The following is a 20,320-nucleotide window of genomic DNA, read 5'->3' on the forward strand; positions in this document are numbered from 1 at the left end:
GATTTTATTGAAAAGAGGAACCGCTTAGTAGCGATAATGCTCAGGCTTGAACGGGCCTTCCGGCGCCACACCGATATAGGCGGCCTGTTCGGCGCTCAGCTCGGTCAGCTTGACCCCGATGCGGCCCAGGTGCAGGCGGGCGACTTTTTCGTCCAGATGCTTAGGCAGGATGTAAACGTCATTGCCGTAGTGGTCTCCACGGGTCCACAGCTCGATCTGGGCCAGCACCTGGTTGGTGAAGGAGGCCGACATCACAAACGACGGGTGGCCGGTGGCATTGCCAAGGTTCAGCAGACGACCTTCGGACAGCAGAATCATGCGGTTGCCCGAGGGCATCTCGATCATGTCCACTTGTTCCTTGATGTTGGTCCACTTGTGGTTCTTCAGCGCCGCAACCTGGATCTCATTGTCGAAGTGGCCGATGTTGCCGACAATTGCCATGTCCTTCATCTCGCGCATATGCTCGATGCGGATCACGTCCTTGTTGCCGGTGGTGGTGATGAAGATATCGGCGGAGGAAACTTCCTCCTCTAGCAGCACCACTTCAAAACCGTCCATCGCGGCCTGCAACGCGCAAATCGGGTCCGCTTCGGTGACCTTCACGCGGGCGCCTGCGCCACGCAGCGAAGCTGCAGAACCTTTGCCAACGTCACCGTAACCACAGACCACGGCAACCTTGCCGGCCATCATGGTGTCAGTGGCGCGGCGGATGCCGTCGACCAGCGATTCTTTGCAGCCGTATTTGTTATCGAACTTCGACTTGGTGACAGAGTCATTGACATTGATCGCCGGGAACGGCAGCTGGCCGTTCTTCTGCAACTCATACAGACGGTGAACGCCGGTGGTGGTTTCCTCGGAAACGCCCAGGATCGCGTCACGGGTCTTGGTGAACCAGCCCGGGGACGCTTCCATGCGCTTCTGGATCTGCACCTTGATGACAGCTTCTTCTTCGGACTGCGGCACCGGGATAATGTCCTCGCCCGCTTCGGCACGCGCGCCCAGCAGCACATAAAGGGTGGCATCGCCGCCGTCGTCGAGGATCAGGTTCGGACCCTCAGAGAACATGAAGGATTTATCCAGGTAATCCCAATGCTCTTCCAGCGATTGGCCCTTGATCGCAAAGACCGGGATGCCAGCTTCGGCAATCGCTGCGGCAGCGTGGTCCTGGGTCGAGAAAATGTTGCACGACGCCCAGCGCACATCGGCGCCCAACGCCACCAGCGTTTCGATCAGCACAGCTGTCTGGATAGTCATATGCAGCGAGCCGACAATCCGCGCGCCTTTCAGCGGTTTGCTTTCGCCGTATTCCGCACGCAGGGACATCAGGCCCGGCATTTCGGTTTCGGCGATGTCCAGCTCTTTGCGGCCGAACCCGGCCAGCGCGATGTCCTTGACGATGTAATCCCCGGCCATTGTCTGCTCCATTCAGGTTACGAGTAAAGTTGCAGCAGGGCCTAACACTGCAAATGTTGATATTCAACGAAGATACCCGCAGCCGGAGCCTAAGGCTCTGGCTTTTTATGGTGGAGCAGGCTGTTGGGGGGAGCCTGTCAGGCGGCCAATGTCAGCTTGGCGTGCCTGGTTCCGGCGTATTTTTCGAAATGTGGAAGAATGAGGAACCGGTCGCAACAACGCAGCTGACCCCATTTGCATGTGTGACCAGAACAGTAAAAGTTCCGGTTTCATCCGACGACCAGACCTCGATCACAGTGGCCTCAGGACGGCTTTTCTGCAATCCGCCGGCGGTCAGCCGCTCGGAGTATCCGCTTTCCAGCTTCCGGGTCATGACCTCGCGGTCGCCGCAGCTGGCTGCCAAGGCTGGCGGCGCCGTCGCTGCCATGCCGAATAACAGAGAAATACCAAGAAGACGCTTAAACATGACAAACTCCTTTCCATTGCGTGTCACGTCACGAAAAGGGGTTGCCGCAGAGAGGGGGCGGTGCCCCTTGTATACCTATAATATTGGGCCGCGCAGTGCCCGTTTCAAACTCACAAGGCATAAACACTCCGTTTTTGGCTGTGTTCAGGCATCCCGCAGCCAAACCCGGCAAGCATTGCCCGGCTGCCGCACAACGGTTAGTCAAAGGGGGAGTGCAGCGACAGGAAACCCTCATGCCCGCAAAACCCGCCCGTGCATGGCAGCGCATGCTTTCCGGCCGCCGCCTGGATCTGCTGGACCCGACACCGATGGATATCGAGATCGAGGATATAGCCCACGGCCTGGCCTTTGTCGCACGCTGGAACGGCCAAACCAGGGGGGACTTCGCCTATTCCGTAGCTGAGCATTCGCTGCTGGTTGAAGACCTGTTCACCAGGATGCATCCCAAGGCGCCGGTTAAATGGCGGCTGGCTGCATTGCTGCATGATGCACCAGAATATGTGATCGGGGATATGATTTCTCCGGTCAAAGCCGCTGTGGGGCCGGGGTATGGCGAACTGGACTTGCGACTGACCGCGGCCATTCACCTGCGGTTTGGCCTGCCCGCTGCCTTGCCCAAGACTGTGAAAACGCAAATCAAGCGGGCCGACAAGATCAGTGCCTGGATGGAAGCGGTGCAGATTGCTGGCTTTTCAGAAAAAGAGGCCAGCAGATTTTTTGGACGTCCAAAGCCGGAAACCGTCGAGGGCTTCAATATCGTTCTGCGCCCGCCGCTGGAAACCCGGGTGGCTTTTTTAGACCGCCACGCGGAATTGATAAATCAGCTTTGAGCTTCAACGCGGGCTGCGTTTGGCCAGAATACGCTGCAGGGTGCGGCGGTGCATGTTAAGCCGCCGTGCGGTTTCCGAGACATTGCGGTCGCACAATTCATAGATCCGCTGGATATGCTCCCAGCGCACCCGGTCGGCGCTCATCGGGTTTTCCGGCGGCGGCGGCAGCACATCCTCGTTGGCCAGCAAAGCGTTCATGATGTCGGTGGCATCGGCCGGCTTGGACAGGTAATCTGTCGCACCGATCTTGACCGCTGCGACAGCCGTGGCGATGGCGCCATAACCGGTCAGCACCACAACGCGGCTATCCGGGCGTTTTTCCCGCAGCACTTCGACCACATCCAGACCATTGCCGTCTTCCAGCCGCAGATCCACCACCGCAAAGGCCGGCGGACGGGCCGTTGCAATGGCACTGCCTGCGGCAACCGACCCCGCGGTCTCCACTGTGAAGCCCCGCTTTTCCATTGCCTTGGCCAGACGCCGCAGAAACGGCTCGTCATCATCAACCAGCAGCAGTGTCTTATCGGGTCCAATATCCTGCAGAGCAGTTTCGGCCATGCCCAGTCCTCCGCGAAATTATTATCTGTTCACGCAAGAATATGTCCGGGCATGGGAAAAGGTCAAACAGCTATCCTGCTTTAGATTTTTTCGATGAAGCAGGCGGTCTTGTCGGCCATCTGCTCGGCCGTTTCATCACGGCGGTAGAATTCCACAAAGCCGTCTCCGGGCAGCACCAGGTAAGAGAAAGTGGAATGGTCGACGAGGTAATAATCCTCGTCGCCTTCGTTCTTCTTGAAGTAGGTCTTGTAGGCCTTGCTGGCGGCCTTCACCTGGTCGAGAGACCCTGTCAGCCCGATCATCTTTTCATGCAGGTTTTCGGCGAAATCGCCAACAGCTTCAGGGGTATCGCGGTCCGGGTCGATGGAAATGAACACCGGTGTCACGCTGATGCCGCGCTCTGCCAGCACATCCACAGCATCTGCATTGCGGGCAGAATCCATCGGGCAAACGTCGGGACAGAAGGTGTAGCCGAAGTAAACAATAGACGGTTCGGTGATCACATCCTTATCGGTGACTGTCTCACCCTTGGCATTGACCAGCTCGAACGCTCCGCCGATGGTATCGGTGCCTCCAGCGATCTGGCTGCTGCGGCACTGTGCGAATTTGTCGCTTCCAGCCCCTCCGCGGGTCATAAACCAGGCGCCCCCCACAAGGGCAGCAACAAAAGCAACAGCAAGAAGAGCATAGACGCGGGTCATGAGATCACACTTTTCGTCAGGGAAGGGTTGTTGATCGTTTGCTGCGCCAGACCTATCAAGAAATACAGCCGATGCAACTGGCGCACGGCGTCACATCTGCGGGAGCAACAGACCTAATGAGCGATCGCATCTTCAAACTGATGAGCGGCCAGGAACACAGCCACTGGATCCGCCTGCGGACCCTGATCCTGCTGCGCTGGGTGGCCATTGCCGGACAAATCGCCGCCATTGCCGTGGCGCAGCACCGTTTTAACCTGCAGTTGGAGCTGGGCCTGTGCTATCTGGCTATTGGCATTTCAGCCGCAGGCAATCTTATCGCCATTTTCGCCTTCCCGGAAAACAAGCGCCTGACCGAATTTGAGAACTTCCTGATGGTGCTGTTCGATCTGCTGCAGCTGGCCTTCCTGGTGTATCTGACTGGCGGGCTGAACAATCCCTTTGCCTTGCTGGTGCTGGGGCCAGTGACCATTTCCGCCGCTGTTATGGGACTGCGTTCCACCCTGACCATAGGTGCCACCGCCGTCATTCTGGTCACCCTGATGGCGGAATTCCACCTGCCGCTGCGCACTGAGCAGGGTTTCATCCTGCGTATCCCCGACGTGTTCATCTTCGGCAATTGGATCGCCATCGTTATCGCCATCCTGTTCATCGGCGCCTATTCCTTCCGGGTCAGCAATGAAATGCGCTCGATGTCGGATGCGCTCAGCGCCACCCAGCTGGCATTGTCGCGCGAGCAAAAGCTGACCGACCTGGGCGGCGTGGTGGCGGCGGCGGCGCATGAGCTGGGCACTCCGCTGGCCACCATAAAACTCGCCAGTGCAGAACTGATCGAGGAACTGGACGACCGCCCTGACCTGCGCGAAGATGCGGCGCTGATCCGTGAACAGGCCGACCGATGCCGCGACATCCTGCGCGGCATGGGCCGGGCCGGAAATGACGATTTGCATTTGCGTCAGGCACCAATTTCAACCCTGGTGACCGAAGCGGCAGAACCGCACATGAACCGCGGCAAATCCGTCATCTACCATGAGGAGCCGCTGGAGGGAGGTGATTTCCAGCAGCCGACGGTGATGCGTAAGCCCGAGATCATTCATGGATTGCGCAATCTGGTGCAGAATGCAGTGGATTTCTCCCGCTCCACTGTTTGGATCGATGCTGCGTGGAACAACGACCGGATCATCCTGCGGATCTGCGACGATGGCCAGGGGTTTCCGCCGCATCTGCTGGGCCGCATTGGCGATCCGTTTGTGCGCCGCCGACGGGGCGAAAACGAGCTGAAGCAGCGGCCTGAGTATGAAGGCATGGGGCTGGGTCTGTTCATTGCTAAAACGCTGCTGCAGCGCACTGGCGCACAGGTAAGGTTCGCCAATGGCGCAGACCCTTTCCAGACTCTCAGCCCCTACCGCGAACGGCGCGGCGCCATCGTCGAAGTAGCCTGGCCGCGCAAAAAAATCGACGCCATGGCAGACGGCGGCCCTGTCATTGGGAAAAATATACCTTTAGAAATTTAACTATTCACTTTTGGGCAACCAATTAAACTTCATTTAACCATTATTAGGGAACCATGCGGGTAAACGAGAGCTGAACTGGGCAGGACGACATGCAGGACTTCGCTTCGATCGAATGGTTTGTACTGGCAGTGCTTTGTGCTGCAACAGCGGCTGCGGCGGTCTGGTGGCTGTCGCCTAATCCGCGCCGCAATGGCATGGAAACTGATCTGCTGGCCGGCGACGGCCGTACTGATGCGGTGTTCCTGTTTGACGAAAACAGCCTGATCGGCTGGTCTTCGGGCGCGCGCAAATTCATTGGCGACCAGGCGGAAAACTTTGACTGGGGCATGCTGCGCGACCAACTGGCCCGCAGCTACCCGGGCCTGCCGCAATCGCCGGGCTTCCTCAAAGATGTCGGCCCGCTCGTGCTTTCCGGCACTGCATCCGCCGAAAGCCGCGAGGCGCATTGCGAATGGATCGACGGGGTCACCCGCGTCCAGCTGCGCCGCAGCACCTTGGAGGAACAGAACAAATCCCTGGATCAGGAGCTGACCACCCTGCGCGCTGCCGTGCATCAGGCGCCCTACCCGGTCTGGCTGCAGTCGGAGGAGGGCAACGTCACCTGGTCCAACCTCGCCTATGACGACCTCAGCCAGAAGATCCGCGGCCGCAATGCCGACTTTGCCGAGCCTCTGTTCACTGACCTCCACGACCCGATGACCAGCGGCAAGCCGGAGCGGATCTACATCCCGCTGCCGGAAAGCAACAAAAAACTGTGGTACAACGTTTCCACCACAGAAACCGAAGCCGGCTGGCTGTGCCACGCGGTGGATGTGAATGCCGTAGTCGACGCCGAGGTTGCCCAGCGCAATTTCGTGCAGACTCTGGCCAAGACGTTTGCACAGCTGTCGATCGGCCTTGCGATTTTTGACCGCAACCGCCAGCTGGTGCTGTTCAACCCGGTGCTGATAGACCTCACTGCCCTGCCCGCCAACTTCCTCAGCTCGCGTCCCAATCTGCTGACTTTCTTCGACCGGCTGCGCGACCAGCGGATGATGCCGGAACCGAAAAGTTACTCCAGTTGGCGCCACCAGATGGCTGACCTCTTGGAGGCCGCTGCCGAAGGCCGGTACCAGGAAACATGGTCGCTGCCGTCGGGGTCCGTCTACAAGGTTTCGGGCCGGCCGCATCCGGATGGCGCCATTGCCTTCCTGTTCGAAGATATCACAGCCGAGGTCACCCTCACCCGCCAGTTCCGCTCCGAGCTGGAGATGGGTCAGTCGATCATGGACCAGATGGACGAGGCGATTGCGGTCTTCGCCAGCGATGGCAGCATGACCTTTTCCAACAGTGCATATGGCAGCCTCTGGTCGATGGACCCGGAAGCGAGCTTTGCCAAAGTGTCAATCATGGACGCCAGCCGGATCTGGCAGGACACCTGCGCGCCGACCCCGGTTTGGGGTGAGATCCGCGACTTTGTCGCCGGCGGCGAAGGGCGCGAGGCCTGGTGGTCGAATGTCCAGCTGCGCGACGGCACGCGCATGATCTGCAAGGTCTCCGCAATCCAGAACGGTGCCACAATGGTCAGCTTCCGCGCACCGGAAACTGTCACCCTGCCGGAAGGCCAGCAGCGCTTCCCCGCTATCAGTCAGGGCTGAGCCCGGAAACCGGCTTGCAGCAGACCGGCGGCGGCGCCATTCTAGCGCCATGACCACGGATACCGCGTCCTGCACGCTGAACTCACCGGATGATACGGCCCGTTTGGCCGCACAAATCGCCGGGGCCCTGTGCCCCGGCGATTGCCTGTTGCTGGAAGGGGTAATCGGCGCCGGCAAGACCCATTTCGCCCGCCACTTGATCCAGTCGCTGATGGAGGTACCAGAAGACGTCCCTTCGCCCACCTTCACACTGGTGCAGACCTATGACGTGCCCGCCGGCGAGCTGTGGCACACCGACCTCTACCGGCTGTCCTCCCTGGACGAGATGGAGGAGCTGGGACTGACTGAAGCTTTTGAGACCGCCATCTGCCTGGTGGAATGGCCCGACCGGCTGGCTGAGCTGACGCCGCCCCATGCCCTGCGCCTCACGCTGGCGCTGGACCCGGAACACGAAGACCGCCGCCATCTGACGCTCAGCTGGAGCGATGCGAAATGGCGGCCCCTGATGGAGCGCATCTGCGCATGACTGACCGCAACACACTGTGCGAAACATTTCTCTCGGCCACGCCATTTGGCGACTGGCAACGGGGACCGCTGGCCGGCGACGCTTCGAACCGGCGCTACGAACGGCTGACGGCTGACAATGGTAAGACCGTTGTGCTAATGGACGCGCCGCCGGAAAAGGGCGAAGATGTCTGCCCTTTTATCCGCATTGCCGAATACCTGCGTGCCCAAGGTCTCAGCGCCCCGGAGATCCTGGCACAGGACGTTGAGAATGGCTTTTTGCTGCTGGAAGACCTGGGCGATGATCTTTTTGCCCGCGTCGTTCTTCAGAAACCGGCGCTGGAAATGGAGCTCTATAAGGCAGCCACCGATGCGCTGGTTTCCTTGCACCAAGCACCGATGCCGGATCTGGAACCATATGGCTCGCGAATGATGGCAGAAATGGCCGGTCTGGCGCTGCTGAAATACCGCGACGGCATCCTCGGCGGCCATGATCCTGACTTGCAATCCAGGTTCGAGGATCACTTCGAAGACATCCTGCGTGAATCCGTCAAAGGCGATCCTGTTCTGGTTCAGCGTGACTACCACGCCGAAAACCTGCTGTGGCTGCCGGGCCGCAACGGGGTGGCGCGAGTAGGTCTGCTGGACTTCCAGGACGCCCGCGCCGGCCACTGCGCATATGATCTGGTGTCGCTGCTGCAGGATGCCCGCCGCGACGTGCCGGCTGCCATCGAAATGCAGATGATTGATCGCTACATCTCTGCCGCCGGAGTGGATGAGTCCGGTTTCCGCACCGCCTATAACGTGTTGGGCGTGCAGCGAAACCTGCGTATCCTCGGCGTCTTTTCCCGGCTTAGCCAGGAATACGGCAAGCCCCATTACGTGGACTTGATCCCGCGGGTGTGGAGCCATTTCATTCGCGGGCTGGAGCATCCTGCGCTGGCTACGGTTGCGAATCTGTTGCGTGAAAGCCTGCCGCCCCCAACCCCGGACAATCTGGACAAGCTGAGGCCCTGATGCAGCGCTCTCCTGATGCCGTTATGCTGTTTGCCGCGGGGTTTGGAACCCGGATGCGGGAGCTGACCCGCGACAAGCCGAAACCGATGATCGAAGTCTCAGGACGGCCACTGATCGCCCATGCGCTGGAGCTCGCCCAAGCCGTCCGGCCAGCCCGGATAGTGGCAAACTTGCATTACAAGCCGGAGCCGCTAAAGACCTTATTAGAGCATGAAAATGTGCTCATCAGTCTCGAATCCCCCGAAATTCTCGACACCGGCGGCGGTCTGCGCCAGGCTTTGCCGCTGTTGGAGGACGGGCCGGTTTTCACCATGAATACCGACGCCATATGGAAGGGCCCGAACCCATTGCATTTGGCCCTGCAAGCTTGGGACCCCGACCGCATGGACGCACTTCTGGTCTGTGTGCCGCTGGAACGTGCAGTGGGCCGCACCGGCGGTGGGGATTTCGCGGCGGATGCCGACGGCCGCATCAGCCGCGGCGGGAAGTTAGTCTATGGCGGGGTTCAGATCCTGAAAACACAGGATCTTCATCAGATTGAGGAGCAGGTGTTCTCTCTGAATGTCCTGTGGAACCAGATGACCGCACAAGGCCGGTTGTTTGCCCTGGAATATCCTGGCCGCTGGTGCGATGTGGGCTATCCAGAGGGGATCACACTGGCCGAGGATCTGATAGCCGCAGATGATGTTTGAACCTTCCGCAAAACCGCGCGTCTTTGCCCTGCCCTGCGGTGTCGACTTCCCGCATGCACTGACCGACGGACTGCGCATCCGCAGCCAAGACCAACCGCCCGAGGCATTGGCGAGGGTTGAACTGATCGTCAACACCTCCCGTATGGCGCGGCGTGTCCGCACCTTGTTTGACAATGGACCTGCCCTGCTGCTGCCGCGCATGCTGCTGCTGACTGATCTGGCACAGCGTGCCACACTGGACGGGCTGCCGCCGGCTTTGCCGCCGCTGCGGCGGCGGCTGGAACTGTCTCAGTTGATCGCAAAGCTATTGGATGCGCAGCCCGACCTGGCCTCCAGGGCGTCGCTCTATGACTTGTCCGATAGTCTTGCCGCGCTGATTGACGAGATGCAGGGCGAAGGCGTCAGTACTGATGTGATCCGCGATCTGGATGTCTCCGACATGTCCGGTCACTGGGCACGGGCGCAGGCCTTTATCGGAATCGCCGATGAGTTCACCGGCCTGCATGAAGGTGCGATGGATGCCCAGGCGCGGCAGCGGCAGGCGGTGCTGAACCTGATCGGGCAATGGCAGGAGAATCCGCCGGCGCATCCAGTGATCCTTGCCGGCTCCACCGGCTCGCGCGGGACTACGCTTATGCTGATGCAGGCCATCTCCCGGCTGCCGCAAGGCGCAGTGGTCCTTCCCGGCTTCGACTTTAACCAGCCGGATCATGTTTGGGACAGGCTGGATGATCCGATGATTTCGGAGGATCATCCACAGTACCGGTTCCACAAATTATTGAAAGACTTGGAGCTTTCACCAGGAGACGTGCAACGCTGGACGGAGACACCGCCAGTCTCTTCTGAGCGCAACAAGCTGGTTTCTCTTGCCTTGCGTCCAGCCCCAGTGACCGATGCATGGATGAGCGAAGGCCCAAAACTGTCAGGTCTGAAACCCGCCACAGATAACGTTTCCCTGATTGAGGCCGCCAACCCCCGCGCCGAAGCCCTCGCCATCGCTCTGCGACTGCGCCAAGCAGCGGAAGACGGGCAAACCGCCGCGCTCATTACGCCGGACCGGATGCTGACCCGCCAGGTCTCGGCAGCGCTGGACCGCTGGGATATCCTTCCTGACGATTCTGCCGGCCAGCCCCTGCAGCTATCGCCTCCGGGCCGTTTCCTGCGCCATGTGACTGGGCTGTTCTGCAAACCGCTGGCATGCGACAGCCTTCTGACACTGCTGAAGCACCCGCTGACCCACGATGGCGCAGATCGTGGCAATCACCTGCGCCAAACCCGCGAGCTTGAGCTGTCCCTGCGCCGAAACGGCCCGCCTTTCCCCGATGCCGCAGCATTTTCCGGATTTGAAGAGGGACGCAATCTGACCCCAGGCTGGACGTCCTGGCTCAGCGCCTGTTTCGCAGATCAGGAAGTCGCAGGCACCCTTCCCTTGGCCGATTGGGTCAGGCGTCTGCGTGACCGCGCTGAATACATCGCTGCCGGCAGCAGATCAGACGGCACCAGTACGCTGTGGGACAAGAAGGCTGGTCAAGCCGCACGCTCTTGCATTGAAAACCTGGAAGCCGAAGCCCCCTATGGCGGCGACATGTCCGCCCGCGATTTTGCCGATCTGCTGGGTGCGCTGCTGAGCCAGGGCGAGGTCCGCGACCGCGATGCGCCCTATGGCTCAATCATGATCTGGGGCACGCTGGAGGCGCGGGTGCAGGGCGCCGATCTGGTGATTCTTGGCGGCCTTAACGAGGGCAGCTGGCCAGAGGCCGCCAGCCCCGATCCCTGGCTGAACCGGCAACTGCGCAACCAGGCAGGGCTGCTGTTGCCAGAGCGCCGAATCGGTCTGTCAGCGCATGACTTTCAACAGGCCATCGCTGCACCCGAAGTATGGCTGACTCGCGCCGAGCGCTCTGAGGAAGCAGACACGGTGCCCTCGCGCTGGCTGAACCGGCTGACCAATCTCTTGTCTGGACTGCCGGATCAGGGCGGCCGGGATGCGCTGGAAACCATGCGAACGAAAGGCCGCAAGTGGCTCGGCCAGGCAGAGGTATTGGAGGAGCCAACATCCACCCCGCAAGTGCCGCGTCCGTCTCCGCGGCCACCGGTTGCCGCCCGCCCGCGCCGGCTCACCATCACGGAAATCCCCCGCTTGATCCGCGACCCTTATGCAATTTACGCCAAGCATATTCTGCGGCTGAAGCCTCTGAACCCGCTGGTGCAAGAGCCAGACGCCTTGCTGCGCGGCATTGTGGTGCATGAGGTGTTTGAGCAGTTCATCAAGGAAGCCCAAGCGGATCCTTCCCTGCTGACTGCCGGTCACCTGATCGACAAAACCCGCCAGCTGCTGGAAAGCCACGTCCCCTGGCCAGTTGCGCGCATCCTGTGGCACAGCCGCATCCGTAAGATCGCCGGAGACTTTGTGCTGGCTGAACGGGAACGCCAGGAACGTGCAAAACCGGTGGCCTTTGAGGCCAAAGGCAGCACCCGGCTGGACCCTCTGGATTTCACCATCGCCTGCCGCGCCGACCGGATCGACATGGACGACCACGGGTTTCTGCATCTTTATGATTACAAAACCGGCGCGCCGCCCTCGGAATCGCAACAGAAGAAGTTTGAAAAGCAATTGCTGATCGAAGCCGCCATGGCCGAGCAGGGCGCCTTTGACGACCTTGGCCCGGCAGAAGTTGCCCGCGCCCTTTTCATCGGGCTTGGATCCAGCATGAAGGAAGTGCGTGCACCGCTGGAAGAAGAACCGCCGGCCAAGGTGTGGGACGAGCTGCACACTCTGATCAGTGCCTATTTCGAGCCTGAACAAGGCTATTCGAGCCGCCGTATGGTGTATCGCGACGACTTTGCCGGCGACTACGACCACCTTGCGCGTTACGGCGAATGGGACCGCAGCGCCACGCCCCACCCGGAGAATCTGTCATGACCATCCGCGACGCTGCCTCCGAGGCGCAGTTCCGCGCCGCACGTCCTGATGCCTCTACCTGGCTGGCGGCCAATGCTGGATCCGGCAAGACCAAAGTTCTGACCGACCGGGTGGCGCGGCTCTTGCTGAAGGGTGTGCAGCCGCAGCACATTCTGTGCCTGACCTACACCAAGGCCGCCGCCAGCGAGATGCAGAACCGGCTGTTCAAACGGCTGGGCGAATGGGCAATGCTGGCAGATCCGGCGCTGATCGCCGCCTTGACGGAGCTGGGCGAGGTCAACACCGGCGCTGAGGATCTGGCCCAGGCCCGCACCCTGTTTGCCCGCGCGATTGAGACGCCAGGCGGGTTGAAAATCCAGACCATCCACTCCTTCTGCGCCTCGCTTCTGCGCCGCTTCCCGCTGGAGGCCGGCGTCAGCCCGCAATTTTCAGAGATGGACGACCGCGCAGGCCAGCTGCTGCGTGCGGAAATCATGGAGGATTTCGCCCGAGGGTCCGATGCCCCGCTGGTCGACTCCCTGGCGCGCCATGTCAGCGACAGCGATTTTGAAACCCTGACTTCCTCCATCTGCCAGCGCCGCGCCGATTTCGGCCAGCCGCTAGACTGGGACGGGCTGCTGGAGCTGTTTGAGCTGCCTGAAGGTTTTGACGAATCCGCGCTGGAAACCCTGGTGTATTTAGGCGGCGAGGAGGAACTTCTGCAACGCACTCGCCAGATGCTGGGGCAGGGCGGTGCGACCGATCAAAAGGCAGCTGCAAAGCTGACTGGCCTAGCCAAGCCGGCACTTGCCGACTTGAGCACGCTGGAAAGTATCTTCCTCACCGGCGCCAGCGCCAAAGAGCCGTTCACTGCCAAAGTCGGTAAGTTTCCAACCAAAAAGCTACGCGAATCGCATCTCTCGCTAATGGACCAACTGGAACCGCTAATGCTGCGCATCGAAGATGCCCGCACCAAACGCCTGGCCTTGTCTGCCGCTCGCAAGAGCCATGATCTGCATCGCTTTGCCGCCGCCTTCCTGCCGGAGTATGAGCACCGCAAACAGCTGCGCGGCTGGCTCGACTTTGACGACCTGATCCTGAAGGCGCGGCAATTGCTGAACGATCCGGGTGTCGCGGCCTGGGTACTGTACCGGTTGGACGGTGGAATCGACCATATCCTGGTGGACGAGGCGCAGGACACCAGCCCGGTGCAGTGGGACGTGATTGAAAAGCTGGCGCAGGAATTCACTGCCGGCGTGGGTGCGCGCTCGGATGTTGAGCGCACGATCTTTGTAGTCGGCGACAAGAAGCAGTCGATCTATTCTTTCCAAGGCGCCGATCCGGATGCCTTTGACCGGATGCAACAGGAATTCGGGCACCGGCTGGCGGAAACAGGGGCAGGGCTGCAGGATGCCTCGCTCGATTTCTCTTTCCGCTCTTCTGCTGCGATTCTGAAGCTGGTGGATCTGGTGTTCCGGGACAGCCCGCGTGCAGGGTTTCGCAAGGAAGCGCTGCATCGGGCCTTCAAGTCCGACCTGCCGGGCCGAGTGGACCTTTGGCCGGTGGTCGGAAAGGTCGAGGACGACGAGGATCCTGACTGGACCAGTCCCGTTGACCGGCCCAGCAGCCGCCATCACACAGTGATCTTGGCGGAACGCATCGCCCAGTCGATCAAGCAGATGATCGGCACCGGCGTCACAATCCCTGAGGACGGCGCTGAACGCGGCACCTTCCAACGAAGGCCGGTTCAGGCAGGTGATTTCCTGATTCTGGTGCAGCGCCGGTCTGATTTGTTCTCTGAGATCATCCGTGCCTGCAAGAAGGCCGAACTGCCCATTGCCGGCGCTGACCGGTTGAAAGTAGGTGCGGAACTGGCGGTAAAGGACATCGCTGCACTGTTGCGGTTCCTGGCTCTGCCAGAGGACTCTTTGTCACTGGCGGAAGCACTGAAGTCGCCGCTGTTCGGCTGGAATGAACAAGCGCTGTTCGACCTCGCCCACCGGCGTGAGGCAATGTATCTCTGGCCGGCGCTGCGTGAGCGGGCAGAGGAGTTTCCTGAATCCATGGCGGTGCTGAATGACCTGCGCGCCAATGCGGATTTCCTGCGCCCCTATGATCTGATCGAACGGATCCTGACACGCCACAGCGGCCGCCAGAAACTGCTGGGCCGGCTGGGGCCGGAAGCCGAGGACGGCATCAATGCGCTGCTTTCGCAGGCCCTGGCTTATGAACGCACCGATGTGCCCAGTCTCACCGGGTTCTTGGTCTGGATGCAGACCGACGATCTGGAAATCAAACGCCAAATGGGGGCAGCCGGCAATATGATCCGGGTGATGTCGGTGCATGGCTCCAAAGGCCTGGAAGCGCCGATTGTGATTCTGCCGGATACTGCCAAACGCCAAGCGCCGCGCGATGCGGAAATCATGCTGGCCGGCAGCACCCCGGTGTGGAAGCTGCCCAAGGACCAGATGCCAGCCACTATGCTGACCGCCCGTGAAGCCGCCCAGGAAAAACTTCAAAATGAACGGTTGCGCCTATTGTATGTGGCTCTAACTCGGGCAGAAAAATGGCTGATTGTCGCCGCAGCCGGCGACGTCGGTGAGCAGAACGACAGCTGGTACCGTATGACGGAACGTGCTTTGCGGGATGGCGGAGCGGTGGAGTTTGAAGACGAGGGCGGCACCGGATTACGTCTGCAACACGGTGATTGGAACGGGCTGCCGCTCATTGAAAAGCCTGCCCAGGACGTTGAGAAACACGCCTTGCCGGAAGTCTTTACCCGGCTGGCCAGACCTTATGCAGCACCAACTCCAGCGCTCAGCCCTTCAGATTTGGGCGGGGCCAAGGCCTTGCCGGGGGATCAGGGCTTGGAAGAGGAGACCGCCAAAGTCCGCGGCAGCAGGCTGCACCTGCTGCTGGAACACCTGCCCGGCCGATCCGAGGGGAATTGGCCAAAGCTCGCGCAAAACCTTCTGCAAGGTGCAGAAGACAGCGCCGATCTTCTGGCCGAAGCCTCAGCCGTTCTCAAAAACGCTGATTTGTGTCATATTTTTAAGCCGGACACTCTGGCCGAGGTGCCTATTACCGCAGATTTGCATGGTTCGCGCCTGCATGGAGTTATCGACAGGCTGATCGTAACCCCGGAAAAAGTCCTGGCAGTGGATTTCAAATCCAACGCAACTGTACCTGCAACGCCTGAAAAATGCCCCGAAGGCCTGCTGCGGCAGATGGGCGCCTATGCCCATGCGCTTGCACAGATTTATCCGGATCGCGCCATTGAAACCGCGTTGCTTTGGACCTGCAATGCAACCCTAATGCAGCTACCGCACGAGCTTGTGACAGGCGCGCTTCTGCGGCGGATGGAACCTTGACGATCGGTTAAGCCGTACCTAGGTTCCGACTCCAGTTGCCACACACTCATGGAGACATGCATATGTCCACCGTAGCCGTCACCGACGCCACATTTGACGCCGAAGTCAAGAACTCCGATATCCCCGTTGTGGTGGATTTCTGGGCTGAGTGGTGCGGTCCCTGTAAGCAGATCGGCCCGGCTCTGGAAGAGCTGGCCGCGGAATTCGGCGGCAAGGTGAAAATTGCCAAGGTCGATGTCGACAACAACCCGAATTCGGCCGCCGCCATGGGCGTGCGCGGTATTCCGGCGCTGTTTATCTTCAAGGATGGGCAAGTAGTTTCGAACCGTGCTGGCGCCGCTCCCAAAGCCGCGCTGCAAAGCTGGATCGAAGACTCGATCTGATCCTGTTCCCTTTTGCGGATTTCATAGGGTTGTCCCCGCAGGGACAACCCTTTTCTTTTGCACGCAAGCGCTGGCGTATCTGCGGACGGTAAACTGGCGCTTTCCATTGCGTCCATTGCCTGCAACGGTCCGGCCTGGAGCAGGTACAGGAGGCATTATGGCCAAGACACGGGTATTGGTGGAATTCGGCATGGGCACATCGCTCAGGCGCGAAGATTACACTGAAGCTGCCCGCCGCGCGATCAAGGACGCGCTGTGGCACAACTCCGTCAGCATGGCGGAACTGTTTGATTTCCAGAAAGAAGACATGATCATCGACGCAGAGATCGGCGTTCAAAAACCCGAAGCCGTGGACAAGGATGCGCTGCTGAAGATATTCCCCTACGGTCGGCCCGGCATCCGGGTTGTGGAGGGTGGTCTCAATATCGAAAAACCCCACGGCGGGTGCACGGTAATCGCCAATGCGGCCGTGGTTGTGTCCTTTGACATGGAGGCCGCGGAATGACCGAAAAACGCATCATCCTGGAAATGGGCACCGGCAATGATTTGTATGGCCAGGATTACACCAAGGCCGCCCGACGTGCGGTGCAGGACGCGTTGCACCATTCGTCGATCACCCTGTTTGCTAAGCTCGGGATTGATCACAGCGAAATGCGGGTGGACGTGACAATCGGTGTGCAGCAGCCGGAAGCAGTAGATTGCGATCTTGTGGCCCAGGATTTGCCCCGGGGCCGCGCCAGCGTGCGCGCCGTGATGGGCGGGCTGGATGTAGAGGATGCAGAAGCCGGAACGCGTCATGTGATCGCCACGGCTGCTATTGAGGCCTGGCTGCCGGATCAGGCTGGCAAGTATAAAACCAGCATCCAAAAATGAACAAAGCCGCCCGATTACGGGCGGCTCATTCAAAACTGTTGATCATCTGATATCAGATATTGGCGATATCAGCGCGGTTCATGCCGATGTCTTCCAGCTGAGCATCCGACAACTGTGCTAAAGCCTTGCGGGTTTCACGGGTCTCGTTCCATTCCACGAGAGCGGTCTTCACGTTGATCAGTACATCGACCACGCGGAGAACGGTGACTGCTCCGAGCGGCGCGTAGATGTTTGCGGTGGTCATAGCGCTAGTCCTTCTGAGAAACAGCCGACCCTGTGCCGGTTGTGAGCCCCATGTAGGCTGTGCGGCTGAGTCCCACAATTGCCGGTTCATCAGCCCCGAATTGCAATTTCTGCATAGCAGTGAACAGCCATGCCGATGCTGCGCGGCACTGGACTCTGTGCGCTCTCTTGTGCCGGCGGGGGGATGGTTCCATATAGAGGGCAACAATGCGGAGGCACAAATGGCAGACGATCAATTCCCCGGCTGGCACGGCACCACCATCATCGGCGTGAAGAAGGATGGCCAGGTTGTCATCGCCGGCGATGGCCAGGTGTCGCTGGGGCAAACGGTGATAAAAGGCACGGCCCGCAAGGTGCGCCGCTTGTCGCCGGGCGGATTTGACGTGGTGGCGGGTTTTGCCGGATCAACAGCCGATGCATTCACCCTGCTGGAGCGGCTGGAAGCCAAGCTTGAGGCCACTCCTGGACAACTGGCGCGGGCAAGCGTGGAACTGGCCAAGGACTGGCGCACCGATAAATACCTGCAGAAACTGGAGGCCATGCTGATCGTCACCGATGGTGCAGACATGTTTGTGATCACCGGAGCCGGCGACGTGCTGGAGCCTGAGCATAGTGTCGCTGCTATCGGCTCGGGCGGCAACTTTGCCCTGGCCGCCGCCCGCGGCATGATGGACAGCAGCAAATCCGCCGAAGATGTGGCCCGCGATGCCATGGCCATCGCTGCCGATATCTGCGTCTACACCAATGGCAACCTCACAGTTGAGAGCATAGGTCAGGAAAGTTGACGTGACCCAGGTTGATCAAAATGATCTGCGGGCTGCTGTAGGATCCGGCTTGCTATCCGAGGCCCAAGCTGCCTCGCTTCTGGCATTGGCGCACAGCCGCAGAGGCGCGCGGGAAAATTTGGCACCTGGCGATGAACCCTTTGAGCTGTTCAAGGGATTTAATGAAATCTTCATTGTGATCGGGCTGTTAATCCTGGCCTCTGGCTGGATGGCCTTCACAGCGGTTGATCTGGCCGGGTCAATCGGCGGCTATCAGGACAAGGCCGTCTATTCGGCCATCGCCGGTGCAGCCGTGCTATGGATGCTGTCTGAATACTTCATACGCCGACGCCGCATGGTGGCACCCGCGATCGCACTCTCGCTTCTGTGGGCCGGCAACGCCGGCACCGGTTTTTCTGCAGGCTACTCCCAGCCCTTCATGATCGCGCAAAACGATTTTTCGAGCCTGCCGCTGCCATTTGCGCTGGCAACCGTTGCCATTGCTGTTTTCTGGCTGCGCTTTCGCGTTCCTTTTGCCATGGCACTGATTGCCTTGGGTGTCTTTGTTCTCGCCCTCTTATCAGGATCGATACAGGCGGGCACTCCTGCCGGCATAGGCGACCTTTTCCTGCTGTCGGCCAGCGGACCGTTTGCCTGGATCACGCTGGCCGTCGGATTTGCCGTATTTACAGCAGCCATGGCCTTTGATCTCAGCGATCCGCACCGGGCAACCAGACGCTCGGCCCAAGGTTTCTGGCTGCACGTCGTTGCGGCGCCGGCCCTAGTGAATACAATTGCACTCAGCTTGCTGGACGCCGGAACCTCAGGTTCCAACGTGCTGCTGCTCGGTGTGCTGCTGCTGTTTGCCATGATCGCAATCATCATTGACCGGCGTTCGTTCCTGATTGCCGCAATCGGCTATAGCGTTACCCTTGCAGGAACTGTTTTCAACGGTGAAGGCACCGCCATTACGATTCTGGCGCTCGGCGTGTTCCTGGTCGCTCTGGGGGCTTTCTGGAGCCATATCCGTGCTGCGCTGCTCTCCCTCTTGTCTGGCGTGCTGCCGCTTGACCGGCTGCCGCCATCCCACTGAAACGGAAGTACCAATGACTGATTTGACCCCACGCGAAATCGTTTCTGAGCTGGATCGTTTTATCATCGGCCAGAAAGAAGCCAAACGTGCCGTTGCCGTGGCCCTGCGCAGCCGCTGGCGGCGTAAGCAGCTGGCTGATGACCTGCGGGATGAGGTGTACCCGAAGAACATCCTGATGATCGGCCCAACCGGTGTCGGCAAGACGGAGATCTCCCGCCGGCTGGCAAAACTGGCGCGCGCGCCCTTCATCAAAATCGAGGCGACCAAGTTCACTGAAGTCGGATATGTCGGCCGCGATGTGGAGCAGATCATCCGGGATCTGGCAGACAGCGCCATCGCCCAGACCCGCGAATTTATGCGCGAGGATGTGAAAGCCAACGCGCAGAAAGCTGCCGAGAACCGGGTGCTGGAAGCTATCGCCGGCTCAGACGCGCGTGAAGCCACCCGCGAAATGTTCCGCAAGAAGCTGAAGTCAGGTGAACTCGACGACACAGTGATCGAACTGGATGTTGCAGACACATCCAACCCGATGGGCAATATGTTCGAAATCCCCGGCCAGCCCGGCGGTAACATGGGCGCGCTGAACCTAGGCGACCTGTTCGGCAAGGCAATGGGCGGGCGCACCACTCGCAAGAAGATGACCGTTTCCGAAAGCTATGAGGTGCTGATCAGCGAAGAGGCCGACAAGCTGCTGGATGATGAAACCGTCACTCGCGCCGCGCTGGAATCGGTGGAACAGAACGGCATCGTTTTTCTGGACGAAATCGACAAAGTCTGCGCGCGCCAGGAGACCCGCGGCGGCGACGTCAGCCGCGAAGGCGTGCAGCGGGATCTGCTGCCGCTGATCGAAGGCACCACCGTCAGCACCAAACACGGACCAGTCAAGACTGACCACATCCTCTTCATTGCCTCCGGCGCGTTCCATATTGCCAAACCCTCGGACCTGCTGCCGGAGCTGCAAGGCCGTCTGCCGATCCGGGTGAGCCTGCGGGCGCTGACCGAAGCGGATTTCGTGCGTATCCTGACCGAGACCGACAACGCATTGACCCTCCAGTACACTGCATTGATGGGTACGGAAGAGGTTGAGGTGACCTTTACCGAAGACGGTATCGCCGCGTTGGCCAAGATTGCCGCCGAGGTAAACCAGACCGTGGAAAACATCGGCGCACGGCGACTTTACACAGTGATGGAGCGGGTTTTTGAAGAGCTGTCCTTTACTGCGCCGGACCGGTCGGGCGACGCGGTCACCGTGGACGCGAGTTTTGTAAAGAAAAACCTCGGCGAGCTTGGCCGTTCCGCGGATGTCAGCCGTTACGTGCTCTAAAACACCGGATCTATAGCAGCCACTGGACTTTGGCGGCA

19 protein-coding genes are annotated in these 20,320 nt (G+C 60.0%); 14 read left to right on the forward strand and 5 right to left on the reverse strand.

Annotated elements, in window-relative coordinates; translation table 11 throughout:
* Positions 1–24 precede the first annotated feature (24 nt).
* Together ahcY and AQUI_RS0107425 are read right to left on the reverse strand one after the other, a co-directional pair.
* The gene (ahcY, locus tag AQUI_RS0107420) at positions 25–1,413 is read right to left on the reverse strand and encodes an adenosylhomocysteinase (RefSeq protein WP_027256948.1); all 1,389 of its coding nucleotides are present in this window, start codon (positions 1,411–1,413) and stop codon (positions 25–27) included.
* 151 nt (positions 1,414–1,564) lie between these two features.
* Positions 1,565–1,879, reverse strand: a complete 315-nt coding sequence (locus AQUI_RS0107425; protein ID WP_027256949.1) for a hypothetical protein — start codon at positions 1,877–1,879, stop codon at positions 1,565–1,567.
* 233 nt (positions 1,880–2,112) lie between these two features.
* On the opposite strand from AQUI_RS0107425, the gene AQUI_RS0107430 reads away from it, so the two are divergent.
* The gene (locus AQUI_RS0107430; protein ID WP_027256950.1) at positions 2,113–2,709 is read left to right on the forward strand and encodes an HD domain-containing protein; all 597 of its coding nucleotides are present in this window, start codon (positions 2,113–2,115) and stop codon (positions 2,707–2,709) included.
* 3 nt (positions 2,710–2,712) lie between these two features.
* Here the strand turns inward: AQUI_RS0107430 and AQUI_RS0107435 are convergent, their stop codons facing one another.
* Positions 2,713–3,267: an ActR/PrrA/RegA family redox response regulator transcription factor gene (locus tag AQUI_RS0107435; RefSeq protein WP_027256951.1), complete on the reverse strand. Its 555-nt coding sequence runs from the start codon at positions 3,265–3,267 to the stop codon at positions 2,713–2,715.
* A gap of 80 nt (positions 3,268–3,347) precedes the next feature.
* Entirely contained in the window at positions 3,348–3,968 is a 621-nt protein-coding gene (locus AQUI_RS0107440; RefSeq protein ID WP_027256952.1) for an SCO family protein, read from the reverse strand.
* Between the two features lie 116 nt (positions 3,969–4,084).
* On the opposite strand from AQUI_RS0107440, the gene regB reads away from it, so the two are divergent.
* From regB to AQUI_RS0107490, 10 genes are all read left to right on the forward strand, one after another.
* Complete coding sequence (gene regB, locus AQUI_RS0107445; protein ID WP_027256953.1) at positions 4,085–5,479, forward strand: sensor histidine kinase RegB; 1,395 nt, start codon at positions 4,085–4,087, stop codon at positions 5,477–5,479.
* Positions 5,480–5,568: 89 nt separating this feature from the next.
* Complete coding sequence (locus tag AQUI_RS0107450; protein WP_027256954.1) at positions 5,569–7,116, forward strand: PAS-domain containing protein; 1,548 nt, start codon at positions 5,569–5,571, stop codon at positions 7,114–7,116.
* 49 nt (positions 7,117–7,165) lie between these two features.
* A complete protein-coding gene (gene tsaE / locus AQUI_RS0107455) occupies positions 7,166–7,642 on the forward strand; it encodes a tRNA (adenosine(37)-N6)-threonylcarbamoyltransferase complex ATPase subunit type 1 TsaE (RefSeq protein WP_027256955.1) in 477 nt (158 codons plus the stop codon).
* Positions 7,639–8,637: an aminoglycoside phosphotransferase family protein gene (locus AQUI_RS0107460; protein ID WP_027256956.1), complete on the forward strand. Its 999-nt coding sequence runs from the start codon at positions 7,639–7,641 to the stop codon at positions 8,635–8,637. Before tsaE ends, AQUI_RS0107460 begins: the two co-directional genes overlap by 4 nt.
* On the forward strand, positions 8,637–9,329 hold the full coding sequence (locus AQUI_RS0107465; RefSeq protein WP_245596885.1) for a nucleotidyltransferase family protein: 693 nt from the start codon (positions 8,637–8,639) through the stop codon (positions 9,327–9,329). The genes AQUI_RS0107460 and AQUI_RS0107465 overlap by 1 nt, the downstream gene beginning before the upstream one ends.
* Positions 9,319–12,252, forward strand: coding sequence for a double-strand break repair protein AddB (gene addB, locus AQUI_RS0107470; RefSeq protein ID WP_027256958.1), 2,934 nt, complete (start codon positions 9,319–9,321; stop codon positions 12,250–12,252). Before AQUI_RS0107465 ends, addB begins: the two co-directional genes overlap by 11 nt.
* Entirely contained in the window at positions 12,249–15,602 is a 3,354-nt protein-coding gene (gene addA, locus AQUI_RS0107475; protein WP_027256959.1) for a double-strand break repair helicase AddA, read from the forward strand. Before addB ends, addA begins: the two co-directional genes overlap by 4 nt.
* Before the next feature lie 62 nt (positions 15,603–15,664).
* Positions 15,665–15,985, forward strand: a complete 321-nt coding sequence (gene trxA, locus AQUI_RS0107480) for a thioredoxin (RefSeq protein ID WP_027256960.1) — start codon at positions 15,665–15,667, stop codon at positions 15,983–15,985.
* A gap of 157 nt (positions 15,986–16,142) precedes the next feature.
* Positions 16,143–16,490: a Lin0512 family protein gene (locus AQUI_RS0107485; RefSeq protein WP_027256961.1), complete on the forward strand. Its 348-nt coding sequence runs from the start codon at positions 16,143–16,145 to the stop codon at positions 16,488–16,490.
* Positions 16,487–16,858: a Lin0512 family protein gene (locus AQUI_RS0107490; RefSeq protein WP_027256962.1), complete on the forward strand. Its 372-nt coding sequence runs from the start codon at positions 16,487–16,489 to the stop codon at positions 16,856–16,858. The genes AQUI_RS0107485 and AQUI_RS0107490 overlap by 4 nt, the downstream gene beginning before the upstream one ends.
* 52 nt (positions 16,859–16,910) lie before the next feature.
* On the opposite strand, the gene AQUI_RS0107495 is transcribed toward AQUI_RS0107490, so the two are convergent.
* A complete protein-coding gene (locus AQUI_RS0107495) occupies positions 16,911–17,102 on the reverse strand; it encodes a DUF1127 domain-containing protein (protein ID WP_027256963.1) in 192 nt (63 codons plus the stop codon).
* Between the two features lie 220 nt (positions 17,103–17,322).
* Here AQUI_RS0107495 and hslV point away from each other — a divergent pair, with 220 nt between their 5' ends.
* From hslV to hslU, 3 genes are read left to right on the forward strand one after another with little or no spacing between them, the layout of a single operon-like run.
* Positions 17,323–17,886 (forward strand): ATP-dependent protease subunit HslV, encoded by a 564-nt coding sequence (gene hslV / locus AQUI_RS0107500; RefSeq protein ID WP_027256964.1) that lies wholly within the window; start codon positions 17,323–17,325, stop codon positions 17,884–17,886.
* A 1-nt stretch (position 17,887) separates the two neighbouring features.
* Positions 17,888–18,958, forward strand: coding sequence for a hypothetical protein (locus AQUI_RS0107505; protein ID WP_027256965.1), 1,071 nt, complete (start codon positions 17,888–17,890; stop codon positions 18,956–18,958).
* Between the two features lie 13 nt (positions 18,959–18,971).
* Positions 18,972–20,282 carry an ATP-dependent protease ATPase subunit HslU gene (gene hslU, locus AQUI_RS0107510; protein ID WP_027256966.1) on the forward strand — a complete coding sequence of 437 codons (1,311 nt, stop codon included), beginning with the start codon at positions 18,972–18,974 and terminating at the stop codon, positions 20,280–20,282.
* The last annotated feature ends 38 nt before the right edge of the window (positions 20,283–20,320 follow it).

This window comes from Leisingera aquimarina DSM 24565 (assembly GCF_000473165.1).
In the GTDB taxonomy this organism is placed as follows: domain Bacteria; phylum Pseudomonadota; class Alphaproteobacteria; order Rhodobacterales; family Rhodobacteraceae; genus Leisingera; species Leisingera aquimarina.